The 19,981-nt window shown below is 73.2% G+C and carries 19 protein-coding genes; 6 read left to right on the top strand and 13 right to left on the bottom strand.

Annotated features, from left to right (window positions below):
• The 9 genes from ACFY1P_RS10995 to ACFY1P_RS10955 all read right to left on the bottom strand — a co-directional run.
• The coding region (locus ACFY1P_RS10995; RefSeq protein ID WP_390750465.1) for a GTP-binding protein at positions 1-638 on the bottom strand (638 nt) is incomplete at its 3' end.
• Positions 639-640: 2 nt separating this feature from the next.
• On the bottom strand, positions 641-1,561 hold the full coding sequence (gene cysD / locus ACFY1P_RS10990; RefSeq protein ID WP_390750464.1) for a sulfate adenylyltransferase subunit CysD: 921 nt from the start codon (positions 1,559-1,561) through the stop codon (positions 641-643).
• Positions 1,558-2,091 (bottom strand): adenylyl-sulfate kinase, encoded by a 534-nt coding sequence (cysC, locus tag ACFY1P_RS10985; protein ID WP_361535093.1) that lies wholly within the window; start codon positions 2,089-2,091, stop codon positions 1,558-1,560. The genes cysD and cysC overlap by 4 nt, the downstream gene beginning before the upstream one ends.
• 20 nt (positions 2,092-2,111) lie before the next feature.
• Entirely contained in the window at positions 2,112-2,804 is a 693-nt protein-coding gene (locus ACFY1P_RS10980; RefSeq protein ID WP_361535090.1) for a phosphoadenylyl-sulfate reductase, read from the bottom strand.
• Entirely contained in the window at positions 2,801-2,980 is a 180-nt protein-coding gene (locus tag ACFY1P_RS10975; RefSeq protein WP_361535087.1) for a hypothetical protein, read from the bottom strand. The genes ACFY1P_RS10980 and ACFY1P_RS10975 overlap by 4 nt, the downstream gene beginning before the upstream one ends.
• Positions 2,981-3,059: 79 nt before the next feature.
• Entirely contained in the window at positions 3,060-4,757 is a 1,698-nt protein-coding gene (locus tag ACFY1P_RS10970) for a nitrite/sulfite reductase (protein ID WP_361535084.1), read from the bottom strand.
• A gap of 164 nt (positions 4,758-4,921) precedes the next feature.
• Positions 4,922-5,005 (bottom strand): putative leader peptide, encoded by an 84-nt coding sequence (locus ACFY1P_RS10965; protein WP_356458947.1) that lies wholly within the window; start codon positions 5,003-5,005, stop codon positions 4,922-4,924.
• A gap of 88 nt (positions 5,006-5,093) precedes the next feature.
• Positions 5,094-5,663, bottom strand: coding sequence for a GNAT family N-acetyltransferase (locus ACFY1P_RS10960; RefSeq protein ID WP_361535081.1), 570 nt, complete (start codon positions 5,661-5,663; stop codon positions 5,094-5,096).
• A 339-nt stretch (positions 5,664-6,002) separates the two neighbouring features.
• On the bottom strand, positions 6,003-7,250 hold the full coding sequence (locus ACFY1P_RS10955; RefSeq protein ID WP_390750463.1) for a GAF domain-containing protein: 1,248 nt from the start codon (positions 7,248-7,250) through the stop codon (positions 6,003-6,005).
• A gap of 237 nt (positions 7,251-7,487) precedes the next feature.
• On the opposite strand from ACFY1P_RS10955, the gene ACFY1P_RS10950 reads away from it, so the two are divergent.
• The 4 genes from ACFY1P_RS10950 (at position 7,488) to ACFY1P_RS10935 (ending at position 12,889) form a co-directional block, all read left to right on the top strand.
• Positions 7,488-8,693, top strand: a complete 1,206-nt coding sequence (locus ACFY1P_RS10950; protein WP_361529830.1) for a YihY/virulence factor BrkB family protein — start codon at positions 7,488-7,490, stop codon at positions 8,691-8,693.
• A 322-nt stretch (positions 8,694-9,015) separates the two neighbouring features.
• Positions 9,016-10,113, top strand: coding sequence for a ribosome small subunit-dependent GTPase A (rsgA, locus tag ACFY1P_RS10945; RefSeq protein WP_390750474.1), 1,098 nt, complete (start codon positions 9,016-9,018; stop codon positions 10,111-10,113).
• 812 nt (positions 10,114-10,925) lie between these two features.
• A complete protein-coding gene (locus tag ACFY1P_RS10940; RefSeq protein ID WP_390750462.1) occupies positions 10,926-12,389 on the top strand; it encodes a DNA-3-methyladenine glycosylase 2 family protein in 1,464 nt (487 codons plus the stop codon).
• Positions 12,386-12,889 (top strand): methylated-DNA--[protein]-cysteine S-methyltransferase, encoded by a 504-nt coding sequence (locus ACFY1P_RS10935; RefSeq protein ID WP_390750473.1) that lies wholly within the window; start codon positions 12,386-12,388, stop codon positions 12,887-12,889. The genes ACFY1P_RS10940 and ACFY1P_RS10935 overlap by 4 nt, the downstream gene beginning before the upstream one ends.
• A gap of 50 nt (positions 12,890-12,939) precedes the next feature.
• Here the strand turns inward: ACFY1P_RS10935 and ACFY1P_RS10930 are convergent, their stop codons facing one another.
• Both ACFY1P_RS10930 and ACFY1P_RS10925 read right to left on the bottom strand, forming a co-directional pair.
• Positions 12,940-13,422, bottom strand: a complete 483-nt coding sequence (locus ACFY1P_RS10930; protein ID WP_361529839.1) for a DUF456 domain-containing protein — start codon at positions 13,420-13,422, stop codon at positions 12,940-12,942.
• A gap of 112 nt (positions 13,423-13,534) precedes the next feature.
• Positions 13,535-14,239, bottom strand: coding sequence for a LuxR family transcriptional regulator (locus ACFY1P_RS10925; RefSeq protein WP_390750461.1), 705 nt, complete (start codon positions 14,237-14,239; stop codon positions 13,535-13,537).
• Between the two features lie 104 nt (positions 14,240-14,343).
• Here ACFY1P_RS10925 and ACFY1P_RS10920 point away from each other — a divergent pair, with 104 nt between their 5' ends.
• Together ACFY1P_RS10920 and ACFY1P_RS10915 are read left to right on the top strand one after the other, a co-directional pair.
• Positions 14,344-16,818, top strand: coding sequence for a protein phosphatase 2C domain-containing protein (locus tag ACFY1P_RS10920; RefSeq protein ID WP_390750460.1), 2,475 nt, complete (start codon positions 14,344-14,346; stop codon positions 16,816-16,818).
• A 486-nt stretch (positions 16,819-17,304) separates the two neighbouring features.
• A complete protein-coding gene (locus ACFY1P_RS10915; RefSeq protein WP_390750459.1) occupies positions 17,305-17,832 on the top strand; it encodes an ATP-binding protein in 528 nt (175 codons plus the stop codon).
• Between the two features lie 33 nt (positions 17,833-17,865).
• Here the strand turns inward: ACFY1P_RS10915 and ACFY1P_RS10910 are convergent, their stop codons facing one another.
• Positions 17,866-18,915 carry a DUF2637 domain-containing protein gene (locus ACFY1P_RS10910; protein ID WP_301891585.1) on the bottom strand — a complete coding sequence of 350 codons (1,050 nt, stop codon included), beginning with the start codon at positions 18,913-18,915 and terminating at the stop codon, positions 17,866-17,868.
• 198 nt (positions 18,916-19,113) lie between these two features.
• A complete protein-coding gene (locus tag ACFY1P_RS10905; protein WP_390750458.1) occupies positions 19,114-19,968 on the bottom strand; it encodes a (2Fe-2S)-binding protein in 855 nt (284 codons plus the stop codon).
• Between the last annotated feature and the right edge of the window lie 13 nt (positions 19,969-19,981).

Below are 19,981 nucleotides of genomic sequence, written 5' to 3'. Positions count from 1 at the left end.
GGGCCGCCGTACCAGTCCATGTGGGCGGAGGGTTCGACGACGTTGTCGCCGGCGAGGGCGGAGATGGGGATGGTGGTGACGTCGGGGATGCCCAGGGTGGTGGCGTAGGCGGCGAATTCCTCGGCGATGGCGGCGAAGACGGGCTCGGCGTAGTCGGTGAGGTCCATCTTGTTGACGGCGAGGACGAGGTGGGGGACGCGCAGGAGGGCGGCGACGGCGGCGTGGCGGCGGGTCTGTTCGACGACGCCGTTGCGGGCGTCGACGAGGACGACGGCGAGGTGGGCGGTGGAGGCGCCGGTGACCATGTTGCGGGTGTACTGCACGTGGCCGGGGGTGTCGGCGAGGATGAAGCGGCGTCGGGGGGTGGCGAAGTAGCGGTAGGCGACGTCGATGGTGATGCCCTGTTCGCGTTCGGCGCGCAGGCCGTCGGTGAGGAGGGCGAGGTCGGGGGTGTCCTGGCCGCGGCGGCGGGAGGCGTCCTCGACGGCTTCGAGCTGGTCGGCGAGCACGGACTTGGAATCGTGCAGCAGCCGCCCGACGAGGGTCGACTTGCCGTCGTCCACGGAACCCGCGGTCGCGAAACGCAGCAGCGAGGCCGGGGCGGTCACCTCGCCGGCCAGGGAGTCGATGACGTTCATGGCTAGAAATACCCCTCGCGCTTGCGGTCCTCCATCGCGGCTTCCGACAGCTTGTCGTCCGCGCGCGTCGCGCCCCGCTCGGTGAGCCGGGAGACGGCGATCTCGGTGATGACGTCCGTGATGGTCACGGCGTCGGACTCGACGGCACCGGTGCAGGACATGTCGCCGACCGTGCGGTAGCGCACTCTGCGCCGCTCCAGCGGCTCGGTGTCCTTGGGGCCGCCCCAGTCACCGGCCGCGAGCCACATGCCCTGCCGCGAGAAGACCTCGCGCTCGTGGGCGAAGTAGATGCCGGGCAGTTCTATCTTCTCGCGGGCGATGTACTGCCAGACGTCCAGCTCGGTCCAGTTGGACAGCGGGAAGACACGGACGTGCTCGCCCGGCGCGTGCCGGCCGTTGTAGAGCTGCCACAGCTCGGGCCGCTGCCGCCGCGGGTCCCAGCCGCCGAATTCGTCGCGCAGGGAGAACACCCGCTCCTTGGCGCGCGCCTTCTCCTCGTCGCGCCGCCCGCCGCCGAAGACCGCGTCGAAACGGTTCCGTTCGATCGCGTCCAGCAGCGGCGCGGTCTGGAGCGGATTGCGCGTACCGTCCGGGCGTTCCCGCAGCCGGCCGTCGTCGATGAATTCCTGCACGGAGGCGACGTGCAGCCGCAGGCCGTGTTCGGCCACGGTGCGGTCGCGGTAGGCCAGCACCTCGGGGAAGTTGTGCCCGGTGTCCACGTGCAGCAGGGCGAAGGGCACCGGCGCGGGCGCGAACGCCTTCAGCGCCAGGTGCAGCATCACGATGGAGTCCTTGCCACCGGAGAAGAGGATCACCGGCCGCTCGAACTCACCCGCCACCTCGCGGAATATGTGCACCGCTTCGGATTCCAGCACGTCCAGGTGCGACAGCGCGTAGAGACCGTCGTCGGGGAATCCGCTCACGCCAGCCCCCTTTCGGACAGCAGGGCGTGCAGTGCCGCCGCCGACTCCGCGACGCTCTGCTCGTGCGCATGGATGCGCAGGTCCGGATCGGCCGGCTCCTCGTACGGGTCGTCCACGCCCGTGAGCCCGGCGATCTCCCCGGCCGCCTGCTTCGCGTACAGACCCTTCACGTCCCGTACGGAGCACACCTCCACCGGTGTCGCCACGTGCACTTCCACATAGCCGGTGCCCTGCTTCCGGTGGCGCTCGCGCACCGCCGCGCGTGAATCCGCGTACGGGGCGATGACCGGCACCAGGACCTTCACGCCGTGTGCGGCGAGCAGTTGGGCGACGAAGCCGATCCGCTGCACGTTGGTGTCCCGGTCCGCCCGGGAGAAGCCCAGCCCGGCGGAGAGGAATTCGCGGATCTCGTCGCCGTCCAGCACCTCCACCCGGTGCCCCTCGCCGCGCAGCCGCCCGGCGAGCGCCTTGGCGATCGTCGTCTTGCCCGCGCTCGGCAGGCCGGTGAGCCAGATCGTGGCCCCGCTCATCACTTGCTCTCCGTGTCCGTTCATCCGTGCAGCCCGCACTCCGTCTTGGCGCGGCCGGCCCACCGGCCGCCGCGATTGTTCTCCCCGGCGGCGACCCGGCTGGTGCAGGGCGCGCAGCCGACGGAGGCATAGCCGTCCATCAGCAACGGGTTGGTGAGCACGCCGTGTTCGGCGACGTACCGGTCCACGTCGTCCTGCGTCCAGCGGGCGATCGGCGCGATCTTCACCTTGCCGCGCCGCTCGTCCCAGCCGACGACCGGCGTGTTCGCGCGGGTCGGCGACTCGTCGCGGCGCAGGCCGGTCGCCCACGCGTCGTAGCGGTCCAGACCGGCCGCCAGCGGGGCGACCTTCCGCAGCGCGCAGCACAGGTCGGGGTCGCGGTCGTGCAGCGCGGGACCGTGCTCGGCGTCCTGCTCGGCGACGCTGCGCTCCGGTGTGAGCGTGACGACGTTGACGTCCATGACGGCCGCCACCGCGTCCCGCGTGCCGATGGTCTCCGGGAAGTGGTAGCCGGTGTCGAGGAAGAGGACGTCGACGCCCGGCCGTACGCGCGAGGCGAGATGGGCGACCACCGCGTCCTCCATGGACGAGGTGACGCAGAACCGCGCGCCGAACGTGTCCGCCGCCCAGCGCAGGACGTCGGACGCCGTGGCGTCCTCCAGTTCGCGGCCCGCCCGTACGGCGATGTCGCGCAGATCGGTGCCGTTGGTCATGTGCTGCCCCCTTCACGGTGTCCGGGCGCGAGACCTTTGGCCAGCAGCCCGAGGAACGAAAGCCGGAACGCACGGTTGCACATTCCGCATTCCCAGGCGCCGTGGCCCTCCTCACAGGGGCGCAGGTCCTCGTCACCGCAGTAGGGGCAGTAGAAGGGGGCGGCCCGCTCGCTCATTCCGTTCCCCTTGTCCGCGTCCGTGCTGTGCCTGTCACCGATTTCCCCGCCCGCATTCCGGCGGTCGTACGGGCGCCGTTCACGCCAGGTCCGCCTCGGCCGCGCGCCCGACCCAGGTCGCGAACCGCTCGCCCTCCCGGCGCTGTTCGGAGAAGCGGGTGAGGACGCGCTCGACGTAGTCGGGGAGTTCTGCGGAGGTCACCTTGAGACCGCGGACCTTGCGGCCGAAACCGGCCTCCAGCCCCAGCGCGCCGCCGAGGTGCACCTGGAAACCCTCGACCTGATTGCCGTCCGCGTCCAGCACCAGCTGGCCCTTGAGACCGATGTCCGCGGTCTGGATACGGGCGCACGCGTTGGGGCAGCCGTTGATGTTGATCGTCACCGGTTCCTCGAAGTCCGGCATCCGGCGCTCCAGTTCGTCGATGAGCGAGGCGCCGCGCGCCTTGGTCTCGACGATGGCGAGCTTGCAGAACTCGATGCCGGTGCAGGCCATCGTGCCGCGCCGGAAGGGCGAGGGCCGCACCTGGAAGTCCAGCGCCTCCAGGCCGGCGACGAGGGAGTCGACGCGGTCGGCCGCCACGTCGAGGATCAGCATCTTCTGCTCGACGGTGGTCCGCAGCCGGTCGCTGCCGTGCGCGCCCGCGAGTTCGGCGATCTTGGTGAGGGTGGCGCCGTCCACCCGGCCGACGCGCGGGGCGAAGCCCACGTAGAAGCGGCCGTCGCGCTGCCGGTGCACGCCCACGTGGTCGCGCCAGCGCGAGACGGGCTGGGCGGGCGGGGGGCCGTCGAGCAGCTTGTGCCCCAGATACTCCTCCTCCAGCACCTGCCGGAACCGCTCCGGCCCCCAGTCGGCCATCAGGTACTTCAGCCGGGCGCGGTTGCGGAGCCTGCGGTAGCCGTAGTCGCGGAAGATGCCCACCACACCGGCCCATACGTCGGCGACCTCGGCCAGCGGCACCCAGGCGCCGAGCCGTTCGGCGAGCCGGGGATTGGTCGAGAGCCCGCCGCCCACCCAGACGTCGAATCCGGGGCCGTGCTCGGGGTGGTCCACACCGACGAAGGCGATGTCGTTGATCTCGTGCACGACGTCCTGCACGGGCGAGCCGGACACCGCGGTCTTGAACTTCCGCGGCAGGTTGGAGAATTCCTTGCTGCCGATGTAGCGGTCGTGGATCTCGTCCACCGCGGGCGTGCCGTCGATGATCTCGTCGGCCGCTATGCCCGCCACGGGCGAGCCGATGATCACGCGGGGGCAGTCCCCGCACGCCTCGGTGGTGGACAGCCCGACGGCCTCCAGCTTGTCCCAGATGGCGGGCACGTCCTCGATACGCACCCAGTGCAGCTGGATGTTCTGCCGGTCGGTGATGTCCGCGGTGCCTCTGGCGTACTGCTCCGAGACCTCGCCGATGGCCCGCAGCTGGGCGACGGTGAGCCGTCCGCCGTCGATGCGGACCCGCATCATGAAGTGCTTGTCGTCCAGCTCCTCCGGCTCCAGGATCGCGGTCTTGCCGCCGTCGATCCCGGGCTTGCGCTGGGTGTAGAGCCCCCACCAGCGCATCCGGCCGCGCAGGTCGCTGGGGTCGATCGAGTCGAAGCCGGCCTTGGAGTAGATCGTCTCGATGCGTGTCCGCACATTGAGACCGTCGTCGTCCTTCTTGAACTGCTCGTTGCCGTTGAGCGGGGTGAAGTGGCCGGCGGCCCACTGTCCCTCGCCGCGGTGGCGGCCGGCCTTGCGGCGGGACGTGGCGGCGGCGGGGAGTTCCGAGGTGGCAGCCATGGCGATCTGTCCTTCTGGGGGTGGCGCTCGGGAGCGCGTCGGCGAGCAGCGGCCCCGGATCATGAGGGGCCCTGCTGACCTGCGCGTATGCCGAAATGGCCCGACGCGTCGACGCTGGCGCGGGGATGCGGGAGGTGGGGAGAGGCGCGGCGGTGCTGAGGCTGTCAGCGCGCCGGACAGATGGCGCTGGACATGCGGCCGAGATCGACGTGACGTCGACTCACCAAGGCAACTCCGGCGCGGGACATGACGGAAGCGTGGCACGGCGGTCTCGGGGGAGTCCACCATTGTCCGCATGGCGGACGAATCTGTACCGTCATGCGGGACGGATAAGGGTCAGGCCCCGGGCCACGGCCCCGGGGCGGGGACGAGCGGTTCGTCCGCGACCGCGGTGTCGAACAGCCGGAATCCCCGCCGCTCGTAGTTCGCCAGCGCGAACTCCCCGTCCAGCGTGCACGTGTGCACCCACACCCGCTTCGTAGGCGCCAGCCCGGGCCACCGCTCGGCCAGGTCCCACGCCCGCGCGGTCCCGTACGACAGCAGGTGACCCCCGATCCGACGGCCGCGGAACGCCGGGAGCAGGCCGAAGTAACTGATCTCCACCGCGCCGTCGTCCTGCGCGTCCAGCTCGATGTAACCGGCCGGGGTCCCGTGGTCGTACGCCACCCACGTCTCCACGCCGGGCCGCTCCAGGAACGCCAGCCACCGCTCGTACGTCCAGCGCAGCCGGTCGGTCCAGACGATGTCCCCGCCCACGGCGGTGTAGAGGAAGCGGCTGAACTCGGGCGAGGGCACTTCGGCCCGGACGATCCGGATCCCGGCGGACGCGTCGGGTTCGCGGGCGGGAAGCAGGTCGCCGGGGGCGGTCTGCTCCAGGGACCAGGTGGTGACGGTGCGGGTGTTCATGGGGCTCAGCCAATCATGGGGCGGGGGGTGGGCTGATGCGGGTGGGTTGGCGCCTGCGGCGCTTGTTCCCCAGCCCGTGCCTGCGGCGCTTTGTTCCCCTACCCCGCCCCTTCCCGAAACCGGGGCGTTGCCCCAGATCCCGCAACACGGCTTCGCCGCGGTGTCCTCAATCGCCGGACGGGCTGAATTGGCACCCTCATCAGCCAAATCCAGCCCGTCCGGCGATTGAGGACACCGCGCGGAGCGCGGTCAGGGGGTCCGGGGTCTCCCCGGTTTCGGGAAGGGGCGGGGTAGGGGAACAAAGCCCGCCGCAGGCGGCAACGGTGCCCAGACCACCGCCTAACCCCGCCGCACCCCCACAACCGCCGGCGCCGTAGACCCCGGCAGGAGATCGTCCGGATCCGCCGGCGACAGCAGCCGCACCTCGATGCCATCGGCGAAACGGTACGGACGATGCCCCAGTACCCCACCCAACGTGCGCCGCATTCGGGACATCTCAGCCCGTACCGTTACCGTCCGGGACGGATCCCCGAAGAGATCCGCCGCCAGCTCCGCGGCCGTCCGCCCCGAGGGATGCAGCGCCAGGATGCAGAGCAGCTCCGCATGGCGCGGGCTCAGCTCCTGCGACCACTGACCCGCGGCGCCGGAGACCGTCACCGTCCAGTCGCGGGCGTGCCGCAGGTCGAGCACCACCCGGTTCGGCTGGGCGTCCGGCTGCGCGGTCTCCGCGACCCGCACCAGCCAGCCGTCCGGCAGCGGTTCGAGCGAGCACAGCCCGAGCGACGGCAGCCACACCAGCCCCGCCCGCACCGACTTGGGCAGCGCCACCCGGCCCACCGGCGCCGCCCCGGTCACCGCCGCGATCCAGCCCTCCCGGTCGATGGCCAGCGCCCGGCCACCGAGGCGCGAGAGCATCGGCGCGGCCACCGAACGCAGCCGCTCCACGGACTCCCAGTGCCGGGCGCGCAGTTCTCCCTCGGCCACCTTCGCGACGGCGGTCACCAGGGGAAGCGTCGCGGGGTTGAAGGCGGGTGCCGGGCCGCTGACGTTCACGACGCCCAGCAGCCGCCCGTCGCGCGGGTCGTGCAGCGGAGCCGCCGCGCACGTCCAGGCGTGGTGGGTCCGTACGAAGTGCTCCGCCGAGTGCACCTGCACCGGCCGCCGCTCCACCAGGGACGTGCCGATGCCGTTGGTGCCCACCCGCTCCTCGGTCCACGCGGCGCCCACCGCGAACTCCAGCCGGTCGGCGCTGCGGAGCGTCCCCGGGCTCCCCTCCCGCCACAGCACCCGGCCCTCGCCGTCCGTGACGGCCAGCAGGTGCCGCTCCACGTCCACGAAGGCGCCCAGTCCCTCGCGGAGCTGCGGCAGCAGACCGCCCAACTGCGAGGTGTGCCGCCGGTGCTCGACCTCCTCCACCGGCAGCGGGGGCGGGGCCGCGCTCCCGTGCTCCGGGTCGAGGCCGTGGAGCCGCACCCGGCGCCAGGAGTCCCCGATCACCGGCCGGGGCGGAGCCGGGGGTTCGCCGTCGCCGAGGCATGCCTCGCGGACGGCCGGCAGCAGGCGTGAGTCGATGGTTCCGCGGTTCACGTTGCCATGGTGCCGCCGCGGGGCCCCGCGCGCAGGGGCATCCGCGTGATTGCAACTCCATGCAACCGTTGCGGTCCGGTAGTGCGCGGGCGGAAGCTTTTCCACGAGCGGCCGGAGGGTGGTGCCGAGTCGGCGCAGCATCACCCTCCGCCCCGGGCCTCCGTCACCGTCGCGCCCCTCGCGGGCCCGCCCGGCCACTGTGCGAACCAACCTGGCCAGGGCCGATACGGTTAGAGCGTGCAGGCAGCAAACGAACGATCGGGGCGGCGGGTCGGCCGGCTCCACAGGGCCAGGGTCCTGTACCGAAATGTCTCGAAACGCAGGATGGCGTGGCTGCTCCTCAAGGACACCGTCAACTCCTGCGTCGAGTACCGCGTCACCGGACTGGCGGCCGAGGCGGCCTTCTTCACCCTGCTCTCCCTGCCACCCCTGCTGCTCGGGCTCCTCGGTCTGCTCGGCTATCTCGACGACTGGACCGGCACCAACACCATCGGCTCGATCCAGGAGAACATCCTCAAGGCGTCGGCGACCGTCCTCAGCGACAAGGGCGTCACCGAGATCGCCAAACCGCTGCTCCGGGACGTCACCAAGGGCCGCCCCGACGTCATCTCGCTCGGCTTCGCGGTCGCCCTGTGGTCCGGCTCCCGGGCCGTCAACGTCTTCGTCGAGACGATCACGATCATGTACGGGCTGGAGGGCAAACGCGGCATCGTCAGGACGCGCGTGCTCGCCTTCGTCCTCTACGTCGTCGCCCTCGTCATCGGGGCGATCGTCCTGCCGCTGATGGTGGCCGGACCCGAGGAGGTGGTGAACGTCGTGCCCTGGAGCGCGGACCTCGTCCGCTACCTCTACTGGCCCGTCCTGATCCTGCTCTCCGTCGCCTTCCTCACCACGCTCTACCACGTGTCCGTGCCGGTCCGTTCGCCCTGGCAGGAGGACATCCCCGGCGCACTGGTCGCCCTCACGATGTGGGTGATCGGCAGCCTCCTGCTGCGCGTCTACCTCACCCACACCGTGGAGGGCCTCACCATCTACGGGTCGCTCGCCGCGCCCGTGGCCGTCCTGCTGTGGATCGGCGTCTCGGCGTTCGCGGTCCTCGTCGGCGCCGCGGTGAACGCCGCGATAGACCGCGTCTGGCCGTCCGTAGCGACGGCCGGCGCCCGCGCCGAGGTCGACCGCCAGCGCGCCGTGGCCCTGGCCCGCGAGGCCGCGGAACGGGCCGCCCGCGCACTGGAGGCGGGCCTGGAGGAGGACTCCGACGACGAGGTGGAGGAAGGCGTCATAGGCCAGGACCGCGAACCGCCCTCGGAATTCCCCGAGCGCTGGGCGCAGTTCCTCCCGCCGGAGGACGTACGCTCGCGCATCCAGCGCCCGGAACACCGCCCGAAACACGCGAAGCCGGACTCACCGGGCAAACACGCGAGGCCCAACGGCGGGCACTAGGCGCCTCCGGCGGGCGGCTGTGCTCGGGTGCGGGTGGCTCTCGTCCGCACCACCGCTACGCGGCGGTGTCCTCAAATGCCGGACGGGCTGGATGTGGCTGATGCGGGTGCCGCAATGACAGCCCGTCCGGCGGTTGAGGACACCGCCCGCAGGGCGTCCGGCCGCGAGGCGGAAAAACAAATGGCGATCGTATGCACCCCCTGCATACGATCGCTTCGCACAACAGGGTGCAGGAACAGGAGGTGAGGACCGATGACTGTCACGGCGACGGGCGCTGCCCGCACACGGAAGCAGGTAACGATCCACTCCCTCCTGAAGGACCATCACCTTGTCCGAGCTCACCGCTCCGCACCCCCTCACCCGCTACGGCTGGGACGAAGGGTTCGCTGAAAGCTTCGCCCCCCACGCCGCCGAAGACCTGACGCCCGGCCGGATCGTCCGCGTCGACCGCGGTCGTTGCGACCTCGTCGTCCCCGACGGCGACGGCGTACGGACCGTGCAGGCCGACACCGCGCTCGTCACCACGGGTGACCCGCTGCGCATCATGTGCACCGGCGACTGGGCGGCCGTCGACCTCGACCGGGGCTTCGTACGGGCGCTGCTGCCGCGCCGTACGGCCTTCGTCCGGTCCACCTCCTCCCAGCGCTCCGAGGGCCAGATCCTCGCCGCCAACGTCGACCACGCCGTGATCGCCTCCTCGCTCGCCGCCGAGCTGGACCTCGGCCGGATCGAGCGGTTCCTCACCCTCGCCTGGGAGAGCGGGGCCGCGCCCCTGGTCATCCTCACCAAGGCAGACCTCGTCGCCGACCCCGTCGTCCTCGGCCACCTCCTCGACGACACCGCGGCGGCCGCACCGGGCGCACAGGTCCTGGCGGTCAGCGCGGCGACGGGCCAGGGCGTCGACGCCCTCGCCGCGACGCTCACCGGCGGCACGTCCGTACTCCTGGGCCAGTCCGGCGCCGGGAAGTCCACCCTCGCCAACGCCCTGGTCGGCGAGGACGTCCAGGACGTCAACGCCACACGCGACAGTGACGGCAAGGGCCGCCACACCACCACCACACGCAACCTGCTGCCGCTGCCGGGCGGGGGCGTCCTCATCGACACGCCGGGCCTGCGCGGGGTGGGCCTGTACGACGCGGACACCGGCGTGGCACGGGCGTTCGCGGAGATCGAGGCCCTCGCGGCACGCTGCCGCTTCCACGACTGCGCCCACGAGAGCGAGCCGGGCTGCGCGGTCCTGGAGGCGCTGTCCTCCGGCGACCTCCCGCAGCGCCGCCTCGACAGCTACCGCAAGCTGCTCCGCGAGAACGAGCGCATCGCCGCCCGCACGGACGCGAGGCTCCGCTCGGAGATGCGGCGCGACTGGAAGCGTCGACAGGCGGAGGGGCGGGAGATGCTGGCTCGCAAGCGGGGGCGCTGACGCTTTGTCGTGGGGGCGGGGGTTCTGTTTGTCCTCAGGCGCCGGACGGGCTGCGTGTGTCTGAGCGCGGGTTTTGTGCGCCTGCGGCGGGCGGCCTCAATCGCCGGCCGGGCTTTGGTTGTGGGGCCGGGGGCGGGGCCTCCGGGCTGGGGACCTGGAACGCGGTGCGCTTTCCGCTGGGTGCGGGGGCGGTTCTGGGTGCGGGTGCGTGGCGCCTGCGGCGGGCGGCCTCAAACGCCGGCCGGGCTTTGGTTGTGGGGCCGGGGGCGGGGCCTCCGGGCTGGGGACCTGGAACGCGGTGCGGGCAGCGTAAGACGTATTGGGTGCCCTGAAGTCGCACCGCGTTCCAGAACCCCACCCTCCGACCCCACCCCCTCCCGCCGGAGGGCGACATCGGGTTGTGGGGTGCGCCATTCTTTCTTTTCGCCGTCCGGGGCGCTCATTCCAGCCCGGGCACGCCCTTCTTGCCTTTCTTTTAGCCCGTTGGGGGCACCTCTGGGGGCACCCCCGGACGGAGTCTGGGGGAGGTAGCTGGGGGAGCTCCCGCCGCAGGCGGCGAACCGGCCCGCGCATCGGGGTCTGGGGCGGAGCCCCAGTTTCGGGAAGGGGCGGGGTAGGGGAACAAAGCCCGCCGCAGGCGCACACAACCCGCACTCGGAAACGCCCCCGCACCCAGCGGAAAGCGCACCCACCACCACCCAAGCCCGGCCGGCGCTTGAGGCCACCCCACCCCAGCCACAGACAACCCCCACTCGACAACGCCGTCCGATTCCCGCCAGACCCCCACCCCCCCATGCCGCAAACTTGACCGTATGGAACCCACCCCCACCCCCCTCGACGACTCCCGCTATCAAGCGGTGAGCAGCAGGGACGCCCGCTTCGACGGAGAGTTCTTCTTCGGCGTGGCGAGCACGGGGATCTACTGCCGGCCCAGCTGCCCCGCGGTCACCCCGAAGCGGGTCAACGTGAGCTTCTATGCGTCGGCGGCCGCCGCGCAGGGGGCCGGGTTCCGGGCCTGTCGGCGGTGCAGGCCCGACGCCGTGCCCGGGTCCGCGGAGTGGAACGTGCGGGCCGATCTCGTCGGCCGGGCGATGCGGCTGATCGGGGACGGGGTCGTGGACCGCGAGGGCGTCGAGGGCCTCGCGGACCGGCTCGGGTACAGCGCCCGGCAGGTCCACCGCCAGCTCACGGCGGAGCTCGGCGCGGGCCCGGTCGCCCTCGCGCGGGCGCAGCGGGCCCACACCGCGCGGATCCTGCTGACGACGACGTCGCTGCCGGTCACGGAGATCGCTTTCGCGGCCGGCTTCGGAAGCGTCCGGCAGTTCAACGACACCGTCCGGGAGATCTACGCCCGCACACCGACCGCGCTGCGCGACGACGCCCGGGGCCGCCGTGCGCCGGCCACGACGGCCGGCATTCCGCTGCGGCTCGCCCACCGGGGCCCGTACGCCGCGCGGGAGATCTTCGACGACCTCCAGCGGCATGCCGTCCCGGGCGTCGAGGAGACGCGCGGCGCCCCCGGCGCCCGCCTCTTCCGCCGCACCCTGCGCCTTCCGTACGGCACCGCCGTCGTCGAGGTCCGCGAGCCCGCCCCGGCGCACCGCGGCCGGTGGCTGGACTGCCGCCTGCACCTGTCCGACCCGCGTGACCTGGCCACCGCCGTGCAGCGGACGCGCCGGCTCTTCGACCTCGACGCCGATCCGTACGCCGTGGCCGACCGCCTCCGCGCAGACCCCCTGCTGCGGCCCCTCGTCGACGCCCGGCCGGGCCTGCGCTCGCCCGGTGCGGCCGACGGCGACGAGCTCGCCGTACGCGCCGTGCTGGCCCGGGGCAGGTCCGCCGGGGACGCGGCGGCGCTCGCGGGCGGGCTCGTGGCCGCGTGCGGGAAGCCCCTCGCGGCGCCGGACGGCACCCTCACCCACGTCTTCCCCGATGCCGGCACCCTCGCCGGTGCCGCCCTCGACGACGTCCCGGAGCCGGATCGCCGGGCGCTGCGCGCCCTCACCACCGCCCTGGCGGACGGCACGGTCCGGCTCGATCCCGGCGCGGACCGCGACGCCGCCGAACGCGCCCTGCTCGCCCTGCCCGGTATCGACGCCCGGACGGCCGGTCACATCCGGATGCGGGCCCTGGGCGACCCGGACGTCTTCCTGGCGGAGGACACCGGCACACCCGTCGAGAACACCGCCGCCTGGCGCCCCTGGCGCTCGTACGCCCGGCACTACCTGCGGCTCCGCAGCCCCGAGCCCCGCCCCGACACACCGAAGGACGCCTGACCGTGCTCTACACCGAGATCGACAGCCCCCTCGGCCCGCTCCTGCTCGCCGGCCGGCCCTCCGCGACCGCGCCCGGCGGCACCGCCCTCGTCTCGCTGTCCGTGCCGGAGCAGAAGAACGGCGCCACCGTGGGGCCCGACTGGCAGCGCGACCCCGGCGCCTTCACGGAGGCCGCACGGCAGCTCGCGGCGTACTTCGCGGGGGAGTCCAAGGGCTTCGCGCTCGAATTCGCCGTCCAGGGGACGGAGTTCCGGCGCCGGGTCTGGGACGCGCTCGACACCGTCCCGTACGGCTCGACCACCACATACGGCGAACTGGCCGCCCGCATCGGTGCCCCGCGCGCCGCCGTCCGCGCCGTGGGCGGCGCGATCGGCGCCAACCCCCTGCTGGTGCTGCGCCCCTGCCACCGGGTCATCGGGGCGGACGGCTCGCTCACCGGATACGCGGGCGGACTGGAGCGCAAGCGGCTGCTGTTGGGTCTCGAAGCACCGCGCGCTTGACCACCTCGGTCAACGGAACTGGACGTTTCGTCAATCGGTGTCGCGGGAGATCACCCCCGCAACACCGATCCGATCCACGCCCCCACGACCAGCAGGCAGGCGAACAGTTCGACCAGGACGCTCGTCCCGAGCGCCCGCATCACGTTCCGCGTCGACGCCCACGCCTCGCCGTGCCCGCCGAGCCGCTGCCGCTCCACCCCGTAGAGCCCGGCGACGAAGCCCAGCACCGCGCCCAGCACCGGCACGAGGAAGAACCCGGCGATCCCGGCCGAACCGGCCACCAGGAAGGCGCGCCGAGTGATGCCCGCACCCCGTAGGTGCCGGGCGGGCAGCAGCCAGATCACGGCCTGGTTGAGCAGCAGCACTCCCGTGGCGCCGGCCAGCACGGCCCAGGCCAGGGCGGTCCGCTCGGTCATCGACCACCACAGCACTCCGGCCCAGACGATCGGCGGTCCGGGCACCCCCGGGGTCACCACGCCGAGCAGGCCGAGCAGCATCACCAGGCCGACCAGGACCAGCTGCCACGTCCCCATGGACCAAGGTTGCCGGAAGGCGCGCGGCACCGCTTCCGGACGATTGCGGACAGCATGGCCGGTAATCGCCCCTCTGCCGTCGCCCCTCGGCCGCCGAATGGATCAGTGCAGGTCAGCGCCGTGCCGTCCAGCCCCGTTCGGCGGCGTGCCGGCCCAGCTGGAGCCGGGTCGTGACCCCGGCCAGCTCCATCAGCCGTTTCACCCGCCGCTGCACCGTCCGCAGCCCGAGCCCGAGCTGTTTGGCGACGCTGGCGTCCGTCAGCCCGGCGAGCAGCAGCGAGAGCACCTCCAGGTCGACGGCGTCCGGCCCGGTGCCCTCGTACGGAACGTCGTCCGCGCCCGCCCCCGAGGCCTGGTGCCACACGTCCTCGAAGAGGTCGGCCAGCGAGGTCAGCAGCGCGCCGGGGCGGACCACCAGGGCCGCGGGCTCGGCGGCGTGCGGCGACAGCGCCACCAGGGCCGCCGAGCGGTCGGCGACGACGAATTCGGCGGGCACCCGGGCGGCGGCCCGGACCCGGGTGAGCGGTTGCCCGCGGCCCGGCACCGGCGCGGGAGCGGCGCCGCGCGCCGGAGCGTCACGTCCGACAACGATGCGCTGGTGCACGCCGTTGACCGCGTCACCCGTGGTGAGCCACGCTCTGTCCGCCATCAGCGTGCAGATCTCGCGGGTGGCGGCGAGCCGCAGTCGCAACAGACGTTCGGCGACGGCGTGGTAACCGGTCACCAGTTCCACCACGCCGTTCCCGACCGGCTGTTCCGTCGGCCGCTCGCACTGCCCTGTCTCCCGGACGGCGTCCAGACCTATGGCACTGAGCAAGCGACATCCCTCCCCGCGACCGTGTTTCGAATACGGACATCATCCCTGGGGGCGGTTCCTTCGTGCACTCTTCCCGTATGCCCCGAGGTGTGGACAATAAGGGCATGAGTCAGCAGGGGGATCAACGCTCCGGCCAAGAGGACGCCTGGTGGGGCGAGTTGTACGACAAGAATCAACCCGACACCGGCTCCGCCGCCGCGGACGACAGCCTCGACGAACGCTTCACCTCCGTCGCCGCGGTCGTCAGGGCGACGGGTGCCGTGCCCGAAGCGGAACCGGTCGGACGGGCGGCGCGCGCGGCGAGAGACGGCGGCGACCGGCCCGCTCCACCCTCGGGAGGGCTCCCCTCGCTGTCGATGGGTTACGGAGCACCGCACACCCGGGGCCTGCCCGGCCCGCCCGAACTCCAGCCGCCCGCCGACCTCGTGGGTCCGCCCCCGCTCCCCACGCCGGACCGGGCGCAGCGGATCACCCGGGACGCACCCCCGCCCGATACCAGGGGGCAGGTGCCACCGCCCCGCGCCCCCGCCCCGCCGCCCCGGCTTCCCGAGCCCGCGGACCCCAGCGGCCCGACCGAGAAGCCGGTGAAGCTCCCGGAGTCCCTGCGGCCGGCCAACGTCGCCCGGCCGGCGAGCGCGCCCCGGCCCGTGAACGTACGGCGGCCGTCGCCCCGGCCCATGAACACCCCGCGGCCCACGTCTCCGCTGCGTAAACCGCCGGGGCAGGCCGTGCCGCCGCCACGGGAGGCGCTGCCCTCCGCGGAGTCCCCGCTTCCGGGGGAGCCGCTCGAACCGCTCCCCGTGCGGGACGCGCTCCCGCCGCCCGATCTGCCGCAGAGGGACGATCTGCCGCAGCGGGACGAGCCTCCGCAGCCCCTGGAGCAGGAGCCCGGGGACCTGTGGGAGGGGCCGTTGCCGCCCCGGCCCCCGCAGTCGCGGGAGCCCCTCTGGTCCCCGAAGTCCCGGGAGAAGGCCGCCGCGGAGGCCCCGCGTGGGACTGAACAGCCCTCACCGGAGGACGCGCCTCAGGACGCCGTCCAGGACGCCGGGCAGCCGGACGACCCGCCGGCCGCGCCCCCGGAGCGCCGGGCCACGCTCCCGACACCACGGCGCGAGCAGCCGCGCGACACCGCCCCGGCCCCCCGTGAGCGGCAGCCGCAGCAGCGCGGGGCGACGCCCTCGCGCAAGTCCCCGCAGTCCCGGTCGAACGAGGCGTCGCCCGCGCCCGCTTCACGTCGTTCGCGGGATCCTCAGCCGCCCGCCGATTCCCGCCGGTCGCGCGAATCCTTTCCGTCCAACGGCTCCCGTGCGTCCCGCGATCCGCTTCCGCCCACCGATCCGCGTTCGCCTCTCGACGCCCTCTTCCCCACGTCCTCCCGTCCACCGCGCGACCCCGCCGTCCCGCCCGCCGACCCCCGGCAGCCCGGCGACCCCCTGTCACCCGGATCCCGCCGTTCGCGTGAGCCGCTCTCGCCCGCCAGGTCGCCCCAGCCCCGCGACGCCTCCCAGCCGCCGCAGACCATGCAGCCCTGGGACGCCCTCTTCTCCGCCCGGCCCGAGCCCGCCGAGGAGCGGGCACCACGGCTGCCGACCGTGCCCCGGCAGGGGCGGAAGCCCGCCCGCGCCGCCGAGTTCGTGGGGGAACGCCCGCCCACGTACGACGCGGAGCCGACCGCCTGGCCCGCCGGTGACCCCCGGCACCTGGCGGACGTCGTGCCGGACACCGTGCTCGACGGCGCCTGCTACGGCGCGGTGACCCTGCGCGCCACCTCGCTGCGCGGCGACTCCGCGCGCTACCGCGGTGAGCCGCGCCGCGACGCCCTGCTGACCACCCGCTTCGGCGAGGGCGACGGCGCCCTGGTCTTCGTCGCGATGGCCAGCGGCACCCGCGCGGCCGGCGAGGCGCACCGCGCGGCCCGGGACATCTGCGCCTGGCTCGGCGGCGCCGTCGGGCGCAGCCACGCCCGGCTCGCCGACGACATCCGCGGCGGCCGCCGCGGCGAGCTGAGGTCCGGGCTGCACCGGCTCACCGACCGCTCGTACGGCAGGCTGCGCGCCCGCGCGGCCGAACTGGGCCTGCGCCCGGAGGAGTACACCGCCGCCGTGCGCTGCCTGCTGTTGACCGCGGACCCGGCCTGCCGTACGCGCGTCTTCTTCGGCGTCGGCACCGGTGGCCTCTTCCGGCTCCGGGAGGGGGTCTGGCAGGACCTCGACCCGGATCCCGCGGACCTCTGCCCGGGACTCGAACCCGCGGTGGACCAGGGCACGACCCCCGACGAGCGGATGACCATCGACCTCGGCATCCCCACCCCCGGCATCACCCCGGCCGTCGAACCGGTCGAGGTGCCGGGCGAGCCATTCCGCTTCCGGGCGTCGGTCGCCCGGCCGGGCGACAGCCTGCTGCTGTGCAGCACGGGCCTGGCCGAGCCGCTGCGCGGCGAGCCGGAGCTGGGCAAGGAGCTCGCCCGCCGCTGGTCCGGGGGCGAGCCGCCGGGTCTGGCGGCGTTCCTCGGGGACGCCCAGCTGAGGGTGACGGGGTACGCCGACGACCGCACCGCGTGCGCGCTCTGGGAGGCATAGCCATGGGTTCCACGGGTGCACGGGGAAGAAGCGCCCCGGCCACCTTCACCTGATCAACGGCCTTGACGACGCCCACCGCTCCATGACCCCGGTGCCGGTCCTCGCCTCGCACATCCCCAGCGGCGAGACCGGCACCGGTTTATTTTCCGGAGCACCGGCCCGATGCTCCGGGTGGCGCGCTGCGGCCTCCGCACCGTACCGCGCCCCTGACCACGGAATGCCGTGCGGAAAACCTCCGTCCGCCACAGACCGACGGCATATTCGCGTGAGGCACAAGGCAGTTCGGTATTCCAGTCATATCGCGCTGTTGACGGGTCAACAGGAGTCGCCACCAGTGGGCCGGGGCATGCATTGCCGTGAGCGAGCGTGAACGTGTTCGATGCCGGTGCGCCGGGGAGGGGTCGGGTACAGGGAAGGATGAAACGGCGGACTGCAGGCTTGGCGAGCGCGGACGGCCACGCGGGCCGGGGAAGGGCCGCGGAGGGCATGGCGGCGAGCGGAGCGGGGGAGAGGCGGCCGGAGCGGGAGGAGGTGCCGGCGTCCTGGGGGCCACGGTTCGAAAGACGGCTCGGACGCCGCGACCTCACGGCGGTGGGCCAAGTGCGGGCGGAGCTGCGCGCGCTGCTGGCGCACTGGGGCGCACCGGGCCGCGCGGAGACGGCCGAGCTGCTGGCGAGCGAGCTGGTCACCAACGCACTGGTGCACACCGACGGGGCGGCGGTGGTGAAGGCCGCGCTCACCGGCGGCACGGAGGCATGGGCCAAGGGACGGCTGCGCGTCGAGGTGCGGGACTTCGCCGCGCGGCACCCGGCCCTGCGCGTCCCGGGAGCACGCACGGGCGCACCGGACGCCGGCCCTCCAGGCGGCCCTCACGAAGCGATGGACGACATCGAGCAGACCGCGACCTCGGGCCGCGGTCTGCTGCTCGTACACTCCCTCGCCGACGGCTGGGGTGTCCGCCCGCACGGCGTGGGGAAGACGGTCTGGTTCGAGCTGGACGCCCAAGAGCCCTGAACCGCCGCGCGGCGGCCCAGGGCTCATGGGGGCTCAGCCGAACTGTCGCTCGATCTGGGCGAGTTTGGCCTCCAGCGAGTCGAGCCGCGGGATGGCTTGGGTGTCGTCCTCGGCGGTGAGGTCGATCGGATCAGGGCCGCTCACCGCCTGGAGCGGACGCGCGCGTACGGGAAGCTGTCCCTCGGCCGCTATGGAAGGCTCCGCGCCGAGTTGCGGCGGCTGCGCGGCGGCGGGCACGGCCGGCCCGGTCACCTCCACCTGCCGCCCGGTGCGGGCGCGGCCCCAGACCCGGTGCTGGCGGTTGTACGCCTTGATGCGGGCGCGCTCCAGCTTGCCCGCCTCCCGCCGCCGCACCCGGTCCCGCTCCATCTGCCGCTTGTCCTCGCGGACTTCCTCGACCGCCTCGTCCAGCGTCCGCACGCCCTCCAGGAGCATCAGCGACCAGGCGCCGAAGGTCTCGCGGGGGGCGCGCAGCCACCGGACTATGCGGATCTGGGGGAGTGGGCGGGGCACGAGTCCCTGCTCGCGGAGCGCTGCCCGGCGGGTCTGCTTGAGCGCGCGGTCGAAGAGCACCGCGGCCGAGAGGGACATGCCGGCGAAGAACTGCGGCGCCCCGGCGTGGTCCATTCCCCGTGGCGCGTGCACCCAGTTGAACCAGGCCGCCGCGCCCGCGAAGGTCCACACCAGCAGCCGGGAGCCGAGCGCCGCGTCACCGTGGCTGGCCTCGCGCACGGCGAGCACCGAGCAGAACATGGCGGCACCGTCGAGTCCGAAGGGCACCAGATACTCCCAGCCGCCCGTCAGACCCAGATTCTGCACCCCGAAGCCGACCAGCCCGTGGAAGGAGAGGGCGGCGGCCACGGCGGCGCAGCAGAAGAGCAGGACGTACGAGGCGCTGCCGTAGATGGCCTCCTTGCGGCGCCTGCGCTCCTCGGTGCGTTCCCAGGAGTCCGTGGGAGCCCCCGTGTCGTCCGCGCCGCCGTTCCGGCCGCCGCGCGCGAGCACCGTCACCGCCACCACGGCCCCGGCGAGCGCCACCACACTGGGGAGCATCCAATTCAGCGGTATATCGGTCACTCTCATCTTGCGTCCCTTGCATAGCAGTACGGCCTTTCGCGCGCCATCCTGACGGAATCGGACCGTTCGCCAAAGGGTTTCCGGGCAACTGCCTGCCAATGGACGCCAAGGGCATACAGATAGGTGTGGGAGTATTCGAACGCCGCCCAGCGAAAAGGGAATTGCGTTCGTTTCACTCCACCCGATCGAGTGGTGTGAAGGTAATCAGCTTGTGGTCATACGTGCTACTCGTACGGCATCACCGGTACGAGGGCAGGTGAGGCAGGTGTCATCGGGACGCAGGGTGTAGAAGAGGCAGCAGCTGGCTCGGTCACGAGTTCGCAGCGATTCGCCCGCGGGTCCGGTCAGCGCACGGAAGGCCGCACCGCCCGCGTACGGCGGGGTGGCGCCCGGCAGCAGCAGCTCCAACTCCCGCTCCACGCGCGGCCCCTCGCCCAGCAGCCCGCCCAGCCGCCAGAGGCCCTCGGCGAGTTCGTCGGTCGCCATGCCCCACAGGGCGCGCGAGCCGCGCCGCATCCGCGGCCGGAAGGCGGCCAGCACCGGCGCGAGGTGCTCGGCCACCGCCTCCCGCACCCGGGCCCGCAGCTCTTCCTCGTCCGCGACGACCCGGGCGCCCGGATCCCCCGCCGCCGGATCGTCGGCCAGGCAGGCGAATTCGGTGATCCGGGCCGTCATCCGGCCCTGCTCCCGGTGACAGGAGACGGCCTCGACGGGCAGCCGCACCACCCGGCGGCACAGGAACCACGGCACCGTGACGAGCAGGCACAGGGCCCAGGCGTAGCGGTGCAGGCCGACGCTCGCGACGACATCCGGGCGGGCCCGCTCGCCGTGGTCGCGCAGAAGCTGCTCGTCGTCCCACGCGAGGAACGCGTCGAGCTCGGCCCCGCCCGCCGCGAGCCCCGCCGCGGTCACCCAGCCGTCGCCCCGCCGGGGCGGCTCCACACTGACGGCCGGCCGGGGGAGCAGCTCGGCGAGCCGGGCGTACGCGTCGCCGACGGGAGACTCCGGGGCAGGTGGAGAGGGCACGTGCGAGAACGGGGCGGCCGGGGCGGGAGGCATGCGAATACCACCG

Source organism: Streptomyces sp. NPDC001407 (assembly GCF_042895325.1).
Lineage (GTDB): Bacteria > Actinomycetota > Actinomycetes > Streptomycetales > Streptomycetaceae > Streptomyces.
Note: the sequence above shows the minus strand (reverse complement) of the source record. Positions and strands in the feature narration are given on the sequence as shown.